12 protein-coding genes and 1 pseudogene are annotated in these 9411 nt (G+C 47.0%); 6 read left to right on the top strand and 7 right to left on the bottom strand.

The window, feature by feature from the left end; translation table 11 throughout:
- The 4 genes from MGMO_RS20705 to MGMO_RS16660 form a co-directional block, all read left to right on the top strand.
- Window positions 1-481: hypothetical protein (locus MGMO_RS20705; protein WP_036308479.1), on the top strand; the 481-nt coding region annotated here is incomplete at its 5' end.
- A gap of 130 nt (window positions 482-611) precedes the next feature.
- Complete coding sequence (locus MGMO_RS16670; protein ID WP_023496243.1) at window positions 612-1508, top strand: hypothetical protein; 897 nt, start codon at window positions 612-614, stop codon at window positions 1506-1508.
- Entirely contained in the window at window positions 1505-2353 is an 849-nt protein-coding gene (nadC, locus tag MGMO_RS16665) for a carboxylating nicotinate-nucleotide diphosphorylase (RefSeq protein ID WP_023496242.1), read from the top strand. Before MGMO_RS16670 ends, nadC begins: the two co-directional genes overlap by 4 nt.
- Window positions 2350-2835 carry a flavin reductase family protein gene (locus MGMO_RS16660; protein ID WP_023496241.1) on the top strand — a complete coding sequence of 162 codons (486 nt, stop codon included), beginning with the start codon at window positions 2350-2352 and terminating at the stop codon, window positions 2833-2835. Before nadC ends, MGMO_RS16660 begins: the two co-directional genes overlap by 4 nt.
- 11 nt (window positions 2836-2846) lie before the next feature.
- Here MGMO_RS16660 and MGMO_RS16655 read toward each other — a convergent pair whose 3' ends face one another.
- From MGMO_RS16655 to MGMO_RS16645, 3 genes are read right to left on the bottom strand one after another with little or no spacing between them, the layout of a single operon-like run.
- Entirely contained in the window at window positions 2847-3440 is a 594-nt protein-coding gene (locus MGMO_RS16655) for an SIS domain-containing protein (RefSeq protein WP_023496240.1), read from the bottom strand.
- A gap of 17 nt (window positions 3441-3457) precedes the next feature.
- Window positions 3458-3823: a YraN family protein gene (locus MGMO_RS16650; protein WP_036308477.1), complete on the bottom strand. Its 366-nt coding sequence runs from the start codon at window positions 3821-3823 to the stop codon at window positions 3458-3460.
- The gene (locus tag MGMO_RS16645; RefSeq protein ID WP_023496238.1) at window positions 3820-5625 is read right to left on the bottom strand and encodes a penicillin-binding protein activator; all 1806 of its coding nucleotides are present in this window, start codon (window positions 5623-5625) and stop codon (window positions 3820-3822) included. The genes MGMO_RS16650 and MGMO_RS16645 overlap by 4 nt, the downstream gene beginning before the upstream one ends.
- Window positions 5626-5671: 46 nt before the next feature.
- On the opposite strand from MGMO_RS16645, the gene rsmI reads away from it, so the two are divergent.
- A complete protein-coding gene (gene rsmI, locus MGMO_RS16640; protein WP_023496237.1) occupies window positions 5672-6535 on the top strand; it encodes a 16S rRNA (cytidine(1402)-2'-O)-methyltransferase in 864 nt (287 codons plus the stop codon).
- A 24-nt stretch (window positions 6536-6559) separates the two neighbouring features.
- Here rsmI and MGMO_RS16635 read toward each other — a convergent pair whose 3' ends face one another.
- Window positions 6560-7186, bottom strand: coding sequence for a PIN domain-containing protein (locus tag MGMO_RS16635; protein WP_023496236.1), 627 nt, complete (start codon window positions 7184-7186; stop codon window positions 6560-6562).
- 45 nt (window positions 7187-7231) lie between these two features.
- Window positions 7232-7582: a pentapeptide repeat-containing protein gene (locus MGMO_RS16630; RefSeq protein WP_023496235.1), complete on the bottom strand. Its 351-nt coding sequence runs from the start codon at window positions 7580-7582 to the stop codon at window positions 7232-7234.
- A 214-nt stretch (window positions 7583-7796) separates the two neighbouring features.
- Here MGMO_RS16630 and rimK point away from each other — a divergent pair, with 214 nt between their 5' ends.
- The gene (rimK, locus tag MGMO_RS16625) at window positions 7797-8729 is read left to right on the top strand and encodes a 30S ribosomal protein S6--L-glutamate ligase (protein WP_023496234.1); all 933 of its coding nucleotides are present in this window, start codon (window positions 7797-7799) and stop codon (window positions 8727-8729) included.
- Window positions 8730-8789: 60 nt separating this feature from the next.
- On the opposite strand, the gene MGMO_RS16620 is transcribed toward rimK, so the two are convergent.
- Window positions 8790-9020, bottom strand: coding sequence for a PA3496 family putative envelope integrity protein (locus MGMO_RS16620; RefSeq protein WP_023496233.1), 231 nt, complete (start codon window positions 9018-9020; stop codon window positions 8790-8792).
- 291 nt (window positions 9021-9311) lie between these two features.
- Window positions 9312-9411 (bottom strand): annotated as a pseudogene (locus MGMO_RS20700) (IS1595 family transposase); the annotation flags it as partial.

Genomic DNA, 9411 nt, shown 5'->3' with positions numbered 1-9411 from the left:
GCACGAATCCACAATAGATAATACACTTGACGCTGATTCGCTATTATCGAAAATTGAACTACCGAAAATTGTAGACCTCATCGTAAGCAAGCAGACACAGTACTATACATTGTGGGCTGTTTACACAGCGGTTCAGTTTGCTGCTGGAAACTATGGTTTTGGCCACACACTTTCCTTGGTGAATGGGTTGGCCGTGTTTTTTGGAGTATGGGCATTCAATTTGGGCCATCTCAACTTTCTGCTGAGGTGCGCGGATCAACTCGAGAAGTTAAGGACAGTACTGATCGCGGCGTTGGACAACAACAATGAAAAATATCAAAGCGCACTCCATGATGCATTCAGAAATATGAGCGAGGTTGGCTTGTCTGAGCGGGCTAGACAAGGTTGTTACTCTCGTGCTTATTTTTGGAATAGAACTACGGGTGTCCACCTATTTATTGATCTATGTGCGTCCGTTGCCCTATTAATTCGAGTTTCGTAGGGTGCATTCCATGCACCAAAGCAATCGCGATAGATCGGCAAATGCCGAATGTTTTACAAATGTCTTAAATGTGCCGATACCTGGTGCGTGAAACGCACCCTACCATATTATTCAAATAATTAGGAAAAACATGCCTCCAAAATATACTCCCTTAAAAGACCACGACACCCCGATCAAGGTGTTGTTTTCCGGTTATTTGATTACCGTTGGCATTGGTTATATGTTTGCCCTCATCCAGATATTGCTGACCCACGGGATGGCGGACGGTAAGTTTGGCTTGTCGGTGGACGACATTGTTTACAGCTATTACGGAAACCGTTCAGGAACGGTTTTGGAGCAAAAGCTGGACGGTTCCATGAGCGACAAGGCCCCCGACCAGGAGCGTTTTGACATCATCCAGTGGGTCAGGGACGGGGCGGATAGCGATGCCTATAAAGACAACGGCATCGAACAAATTGTCCAGGCACGTTGTGTGATGTGCCATAACAAAGAGGCTTCGGGTATCCCCAACTTTAATGATTACAAACAACTGAAAGCGTTGACCGCCCAGGATGAAGGCGCCACGCTGGGATCGCTGACACGCGGATCGCATATCCACATGTTTGGCATCAGCTTTATTTTTATGTTTGTCGGCATTATTTTCAGCTTTTCGGAGACCACCGAGGTCAAGTACAAATGTATTGCCGTTGGTATGCCTTATGTGTTCTTAGTGACGGACATTGTATCCTGGTGGCTGACCAAGTTCTTCCCTATGTTCGCCTGGCTGGTCATTTTTGCCGGTATGGGCATGGGCGTGTCCTTCATGTTCATGTGGGCGACCTCCATCTTGGAAATGTGGTTGTATAAGCCCGTTTACGTTGACGGTATCGGGGTGCATTATCAGCGCATAAAATCCGAATTGGCTGAAGCGGGTTATGAAGAAAAATTTAATAAGCTGATGTCGATTATTGGGCGCCTGTTAATCGAGTTAAAAGATATCGTGTTGGTCATGCTAGAAAAAATGCAGACAATGACAAGCAAAAAATGACCGCAACCCCCGTCCCTGACATCGTCGCCTACCTGCAAGAAGACATAGGCACGGGCGATATTACCGCCGCGATCATCCCTGAAGCGGCGCAAGCTGAGGCTATCGTGATGACGCGGGAAGCGATGGTCGTCTGTGGGCAGCCGTGGTTTAATGCCGTATTTATGGCGTTGAATGGCGACACTCGAATTGTTTGGCACGTAGCCGAAGGTGAACCTGTGGCGGCGGGGACGACCTTATGTGATCTCGACGGTTCTGCAAGGGCATTGTTGACAGGTGAGCGCACAGCGTTAAACCTGTTGCAGACATTGTCCGCCACGGCAACGGTGGCGAGGCAATATGCCGATGCGGTTGCTGGAACAGGGTGCAAGGTGCTGGATACCCGTAAAACCATCCCAGGCTTACGGAATGCCCAAAAATATGCCGTTGCCTGTGGCGGTTGTCATAACCATCGGATGGGTTTGTATGATGGCGTGTTAATCAAGGAAAATCACATTATAGCGGCAGGTTCAATCGCCAAAGCGGTACATCTGGCGCGGAAGCAGGCTAACGCTACGGTGGAAGTGGAGGTGGAATCATTGGTGGAATTCCAGGAGGCCGTCGCCGCCAAACCTGACCGGATTATGCTGGATAATTTCACCTTGGACGAAATGCAATCAGCGGTTGCCTTGAATTATGGCAATATCGCCTTAGAGGTTTCCGGCAATATCACGTTGGAAAATATCCGTGGCGTTGCCGAAACCGGCGTTGATTATATTTCCGTCGGCGCATTGACCAAGCATGTTAGGGCGATTGATTTGTCCATGCGTATCAACCTAATAGCGCGTTCGCCAGGCGTGTTCGAATGATAGAAAATGCCCGCGCGTTGTTCAACTACGTTACGCATGGGGTTTACGTCATTTCAGTCACGCATGGTAAAGAACAAAACGCATTTACTGCGGCCTGGGTAATGCAGGCATCTTTTGATCCGCCGATGATTGCGTACAGCATCAATCCTGGGCATTATTCCTACCAATTGCTAAAAGCTAGCGGCGTTTGTACGGTCAATGTTTTGGGGCAAGACCATCTGGCAATAGCCGCGCATTTCGGCCAACCCGGGGTTAAGGAAAAAATGACCAAATACCGCTGGCAAACCAGAGAGGCAGCTGCCCCCATATTGTCCGATGGCTTGGTTTATTTCGACTGCAAGCTCAGCCACACGACGGATGCAGGCGACCATAAAATTGCGGTTTGCGAAGTGGTAGCGGCGGCGGAACTGAATTCGGGATGGCCGTTGCTGTATAGCCAAACGGGTAATATGGATCGCAGTGGCGAGTTATACAAAACTTAAGCCCTGTGGGTTCAACCCATTCCATCGAACAACTGATGGTCAATCAAATCACATAAGCAATTTGTTATCAAAACGTGTACTTCAAAGGTTCGTATGGCTGAACCGGAGGGAACGCGTATCTCTAGGTCCCGTTCGGTCAATAACCCTGAAATGACCTCGCTTTTTTCGCCGGTGAACGAGATGATGGAAATATCTTTGCTATGGGCTATGACGATTGCCTTGGCAATATTGGAAGAATGATTGCCATCGGTATAAGTGACTAAAACATCGCCGCTTTGCCCCAGTGACCGGATAGGTTTGGAGAACACTTCTTCGTAGCTGTAATCATTGGTGATGGCGGTTAAGGTTGTTGTGTCGGTAGTCAAGGCAATCGCAGGTAAAGACGGGCGGTCGCGTTCGAAATGATTCATCAAGTTGGACGAAAGTAACTGGGCTGAAGCGGCGGAGCGGCCGTTACCGCAGGTTAAAATTTTCCGGTCGTTCAATAGTGCGGACACCATACGTTGTGAGGCAAGCTCAATCAACTCGCACAGTTCCCCTAACGCATCCTGCTTGGTTTGGATGCTGTCTGTAAATTGGTTGATAATCCGGTTTTGTAAGGTCATGGTTGCTGTATTTAAGATTAAAAAGCGTTCTTTATCCAGTTGATGCTGCCATTACCAGAGATTGCGACTACATCAAAACGCAATGGGCAGTCGCGCCGAATTGTCGACAGGTAATGCTGGGTCGCGGCGATTATTTTGGCTTGTTTGCTGGCAGTGACGCTCTCAAGGGCGCTGCCGTAAACGTCGGATTTTCGGTAACGCACTTCGACAATCACCAGTGTGCGCCCATCGTTCATGATAAGGTCAAGCTCGCCTTGTTTGCAGCGATAATTACGGCTGACCAGTTTCAAGCCCTTGCCGACCAAAAAATCTTGGGCTTGGCCTTCCGCGTTTTTGCCGCGGACTAAGTGTGCCGCTTTTTCTTTGATCGAACCTAACACTATGGCGTATTCGCAGGAATTGTCAAATTGGTATGGCTGTCATTGCCTGCAGTCGGGCTATGGGTAAAGCCAATAAGCTCAGGTTGTCCTCTTACAAACTTAGCGCAAACCAAGCTGCGTTTGATTCGGTTATCGCTATCTAAAGTAAGGTTTCCCGTTGCACCGGGATAAGGGGTGGTATTCAGGGTCGTCAATCGCCCCGCAAGATGGTAAGCATCAATGCCCATTGCCACTAACCGAATATAGGACATGGGGAATTGGTTCAAAATATCCCTAAGCGACAGCATGCTGAGTTCGCCGCTGTAGGCGCCATTAAACAGCCAGGGTATATCGCAAAAAGTGATTCCGTTGAGTAGTGCGTCGCTCGCAGGGTCAGGTATGCCCGAGTAAATAGTCGGTAAGGCGTATACGGGTAGATTGCGGGTTTTAGGTATGAGCGAGTTGATTGAGCCGCCTTCCTTACCGTAAGCACTTAAGAACAAGGCATCGATATCATCTTGGCGCGGTAGGGTGTATGGGATGGTCGAGACTGACATCTGCGCAGTGTTGGCGCGGCTATCGCTTGGGTTAGTGCCTATCAGGTAATCGATAGCCGAAAGGAAATTTGTCTTTTGCGGGTCGTATATTTGTTTTTTTAGGATAATGCCGTTGAGTGCCTGCCAATCTTCGATAAAATAAGATAAAACTCGTTTGCTTTGATCGTTATTGGGGATCAGCAATGCGGCTTTTTTGTGTCCGTCCATAGCGGCTTTTTTAGTGATTTCGGCCACATCATCGATCGGGCTGATGGCGAACTGATACAAGTTTTGTTTACTAAGGTTGGGTACATGATTCAACGCCAGTACCGGAATATCCAAAATGGCTGAGTTGGCCAGGCTTTGGATATCCTCTTTATTCAATGGCCCAATAACCAGCTTTGCGCCTTCCAGCACCGCTTTTTGGTACAACTCAGAAATCTTGCCTTTCACGGTGCCATAGAAATGCAGCTCGGGTTTAATTCCACCGTTATATTGGCCGCTGTGTGCAGCCAAAAACCCTGCCTTGATTGCCTTGGCGGCATCCAAAAAAGGGCCGGACTCCGGCAATAAAATGGCGATAGATGCGGGCATCGTCTCTGAATCTTCCGGCATATTTGCGACCGTCGCCAAGTAGAGGTTAGCTGGATGGTCGGGATTGAGTGCCTTCCAGTTTGCCAGTGCGGCATTAAATTTAGCCGGGTTCTGGTTTCTTGACGACAGGATTTTGGCGATAGACACCCATTCGGCTAGGCCCGATGATTGGAATTGCTGATTGTGCGCAAGGGTTTCGGGCAATAAACCCAATGTTTCGAGAATCACGCCTTGGTTTTTTTTCCTTTCGTCAGGCGTGGGCAAAAAAGCGTCTAGAGCAACCCTGGCTGTGGAACTTCCCAGCAAATTGCCCGACAAGGAATAAGCAAAAGCTTGGGATTGGTAGAATTTGACCTTATCGCTGATACCCAGTTGCCCGGTATCCGTGGCTGTCAGCTTGACTAGTGCTTGTTCGACTTCACCAAAGCTAAGCAGGATTTGGGCTGATAGCAAGTTAAATTGTGCTTGCTGTCCTGGCGTTAATTCAGCCGTGTTGATTACATCAGCCTGTTGCTTGGCGACATTGCCCTTTCCAGTCTGAACCAATCTACCTATATTTTGTAAACGCGTGCTATTTTGTTCAATTGTCCAAGACGATGGCTGTTCTTGGTACAATTCATAGTCGTCTGGCAGTTTTACACAGCCCGATAACAGCAATATCCAGGAAAGCGAAAAACAAATTAAGTTACGGCTCATAGGATTTACCTTCATTGAGACAGAAATTATTCCAATTACAGAGTGTATGTCAAATCATCCCGGCAAATTATACGTTGTTGCAACCCCAATAGGTAATTTAGCCGATATAAGCTTCAGGGCCGTTGAGACGTTAAAACAGGTTGGCCTGATTGCCGCCGAAGACACCCGTCATGTGAAGTTACTGCTAAATCATTACGGCATTAGCAATAAGATAATGTCTTTCCATCAACACAATGAGGAAAAGGTGGCCGCTTATCTGCTGGAAAAGCTGCGTAGCGGGCTTTCAATCGCCCTGGTTTCCGATGCCGGAACACCGTTGCTGAGCGATCCTGGATTGCCGCTGGTCCAGAAGATTAAAGATGCCGGATTGGATGTTGTGCCCATACCAGGCGCATGCGCTTTAATTGCGGCATTGTCTGCGGCGGGTTTACCGGTTACGCAATTTTCCTTCGAGGGTTTTCTGCCGCGTACCTCTTCGGCACGTAAAGCCTTTTTCACGGAAAGGCTTGGTGCCGCGACGACCTGGGTGTTTTACGAATCCAGTCACCGTATCTTGGCGGCATTGCAGGATATGGCGACAGTTTTGCCGCCTGATCGGCAGGTCGTTATCGCAAGGGAACTCACGAAGCTGCACGAAACCATTGTCAAAACCCCATTAGCCAATGCGCTGGAATTGGTGACGCAAGACGAAAACATGCGTAAAGGCGAGTTTGTGGTTATCGTCGACGGTGCAACCAAAGTTAGAAAAGAAGATGATGCCCTCAGCCCAGAGCAGTTAAATATACTCCTTGTATTGATGCGCAAATGTTCTACCAAAACTGCCGTTGAGTTGGCAGTGGAAATTACCGGGGCAAGAAAAAAACTGCTTTATCAGGCGGCTTTGGATTTGGAAAAGGCTGGAAGGGAATAGCTTTCTGAGTTCGAGTGGTTCAAATCATGGTTCATCACTTGTCAATTTGTAATGAACTTTACTGCCATCAATAACTACCAAATCCCTTCTAATTAATTCTTTTATTAGATTATTTAGCTCTTCTGCGTCTAATGTTTTCATAAAAAGAGCATTGATTGCATTTGATAGGTTTTCTAGCTTTCTGGGTTTTGCGTTGCCTCGATTAATTAGAAATCGTACGATTTCTTCCGTCTTTTCGCTTAATGTTTTAGAGTTGGATATTTTTAATATGGGAATGTCATTAATTTGATTATATCTTTGAATTAGAACTCTTCTTTCTCGTAAATGTTTAATTAGTAAGTCAAATCCAGAATCTTTAGAGATAATATGAAAATAACCGTTTGGGTCCTTTTCAAACAACTTGCCAAGATAAAAAGCAACATGAAAATCTAAAGCATTTTTCCCATTGCCTTCAATTTTTATGTACTCGGCATTTTTACCCAATTCTTGCATTGAAGCTGCCAATTCAACTGAAATCTTTGTTTGATTTGCCCCGATAAATAGAAGAACTTTGAAAGGATAATCGGGTGGTAAAGACAATGATGAAGGTTGTACATTTTCGTAATCAATGAATATGTAATTTGTCCTTCCTTTTTTTTCGTTGATTTCCATACAGTGCTTTTGAATCTTCAAATAAATTTTTTCGTGGTCTAATAATCAACGGTTGTGGTAACGAATGCGTATCCCAAGGTCGATGGACAGCCGGATTTCCTCAGATGGAACTTCTATTGGGAAGTAGCAACCTGAAATTTGTGCCTGGCAAAAACTGGCGCCCTCGATGTTAGTTTTCCTAAAATCAATTCCACGCAAGTCAGCGCCCCGAAAATAGCCGTCGCGAAGGTCTAGCCCATCCGCATCAAGGTTTCGTAAGTCAAGGCCGCGAAAGTCGCCGCCGCTTAGTAAACCTTCGGTAGCTTCACCGGCCGCTTTGCGTTCGTTGAACTCGTCGACCCGTTCAGATCTCAACAATTCATAGAGTGGGTTATGAAAAATAACTGGCTTAGCCATGGCGCCTCCTGAGTAATGCATACTGGATGGAAAAGTGCGGTAAATCATGGTGTGACTATAGACCAAGCTTGAGTTTTTGCCCATCTTATGCCCCATTAGGGTTGTTTGGGTTGGTTAAGGGGTTTGCCCTATAAAGCCAGCCATTCTTTAATGCAGCTCGTCGTGTTTCATGACAGAATATGCCACTTTTCGCCGCCCTGGTTTGTAGCAGTTAATGAAGATCGCCATTTTGTCCCGCAATGCCAAACTTTACTCGACCGTACGCTTGGTCGAAGCCGCTGAAGCGCGTGGGCATGAAGTCCGTGTTTTGGATGTTTTAAGGTGTTATATGAATATCACTTCGCATAACCCATCTATCCATTATCGTGGTGAGGCATTGACGGGATTTGATGCGGTTATTCCACGAATCGGTGCGTCGGTGACTTTCTACGGGACAGCGGTATTGCGTCAGTTTGAGATGATGAATGTCATGCCCTTGAATGAGTCGGTGGCGATATCCCGGGCCCGCGACAAACTACGTTCTATGCAGTTGCTCGCCAGGAAAGGCATCGGTTTGCCGGTGACGGGTTTTGCCAGCAATCCCGATGACATTGCCGACCTGATCGCCCAGGTAGGCGGTGCGCCGCTGGTCATCAAGTTGTTGCAAGGGACGCAAGGCATTGGTGTGGTGCTGGCTGAGACACACAATGCCGCTGAAAGTGTTATCCAAGCATTTATGGGCTTAAAGGCCAATATTATGGTGCAAGAATTTATCAAGGAAGCCAAAGGCAGCGATATCCGCTGTTTTGTCATTGGCGACAAAGTGGTAGCTGCGATGAAGCGGCAGGGAGGTGAAGGTGAATTCCGGTCGAATTTGCACCGTGGCGGCTCTGGCAGTTTAGTTCGCTTAACGCCGGAAGAGCGTTCTACCGCCGTGCGGGCGGCAAAGATTATGGGCCTGAATGTGTGCGGCGTTGATATGTTGCGCTCCAATCACGGTTCCGTGATTATGGAAGTCAATTCCTCGCCAGGACTGCAAGGAATTGAAAACGTCAGCGGCAAGGACATTGCTGGACTGATTATAGAATTTATTGAAAAACGCTTTGAGTCCTTGGAAACAGTGACACCGAAATCCCCTGTTCGGACACGTACGCGGGGTAAAGGTTAGGCATCATCGTTATCGGTATCATTGTGCGAGGGCGGCAGGTTAAAGGACTGCCCGGTCGCTTTAAAATCCAAACTCAGAGTCATCAAAATCTTCAAACTGTTCTCTTAAGCGTTTCTTTTCCCAATAGATCTCAATTTTTCTTCGGGCATCCCTTCGGATAGTTTCTTTATCGGTTTCCTCTGTTAAGGGGACAAACTCACCTTCTTCAAAAATATCGTCCGCATCGTTTTCAATTTCCGGTGTGTTCTGTGCTTCAGGTTTTACAGCCGGTTTAGACGTTTCGTTTGCCATTTTTGATAACCCCACATAAAAAATTCTCTCGTTTGATTACAGCACAGGTGCTTACAGTCAGGCAGGTGGCGTTATCAAACACATAGTAGCCGATTTTGCGATAAATAAAAGAACACTGTTTCTATCATGGCTAATGCGCTGTCCAGGTAAGTTAAGCCTGACAGTATCATGGACAATGACAAAAAATTAAAAATATTGTTCCCCTACGATTTTTGGAATTATGGGGAGTGGTGCTTGAATTTTCAAGGGCAATGCGGGGAGGAATCGCGTTGTTTCCATAACAAATTCTGATTACCAATAAGCTTCAGCCAATTTTAGCAGCCGCCCTGGCATTGGCGGTGTCAAGGCTGATGCATACACTAATCTTGGCACTAACGCATCTAATTGATAG

Origin of the sequence: Methyloglobulus morosus KoM1 (genome assembly GCF_000496735.2) — a bacterium.
Classification (GTDB): Bacteria; Pseudomonadota; Gammaproteobacteria; order Methylococcales; family Methylomonadaceae; genus Methyloglobulus; species Methyloglobulus morosus.
The sequence above is the reverse complement of the archived record's forward strand: the minus strand, read 5'-3'. Positions and strand labels throughout refer to the sequence as shown.

Bases quoted from the DNA above. Each gene is read 5' to 3' on its own strand.
- MGMO_RS16670 (WP_023496243.1), top strand. From the start codon at position 612: ATGCCTCCAAAATATACTCCCTTAAAAGACCACGACACCCCGATCAAG.
- nadC (WP_023496242.1), top strand. From the start codon at position 1,505: ATGACCGCAACCCCCGTCCCTGACATCGTCGCCTACCTGCAAGAAGAC.
- MGMO_RS16660 (WP_023496241.1), top strand. From the start codon at position 2,350: ATGATAGAAAATGCCCGCGCGTTGTTCAACTACGTTACGCATGGGGTT.
- MGMO_RS16655 (WP_023496240.1), bottom strand. From the start codon at position 3,440: ATGACCTTACAAAACCGGATTATCAACCAATTTACAGACAGCATCCAA.
- MGMO_RS16645 (WP_023496238.1), bottom strand. From the start codon at position 5,625: ATGAGCCGTAACTTAATTTGTTTTTCGCTTTCCTGGATATTGCTGTTA.
- rsmI (WP_023496237.1), top strand. From the start codon at position 5,672: ATGTCAAATCATCCCGGCAAATTATACGTTGTTGCAACCCCAATAGGT.
- MGMO_RS16635 (WP_023496236.1), bottom strand. From the start codon at position 7,186: ATGGAAATCAACGAAAAAAAAGGAAGGACAAATTACATATTCATTGAT.
- MGMO_RS16630 (WP_023496235.1), bottom strand. From the start codon at position 7,582: ATGGCTAAGCCAGTTATTTTTCATAACCCACTCTATGAATTGTTGAGA.
- rimK (WP_023496234.1), top strand. From the start codon at position 7,797: ATGAAGATCGCCATTTTGTCCCGCAATGCCAAACTTTACTCGACCGTA.
- MGMO_RS16620 (WP_023496233.1), bottom strand. From the start codon at position 9,020: ATGGCAAACGAAACGTCTAAACCGGCTGTAAAACCTGAAGCACAGAAC.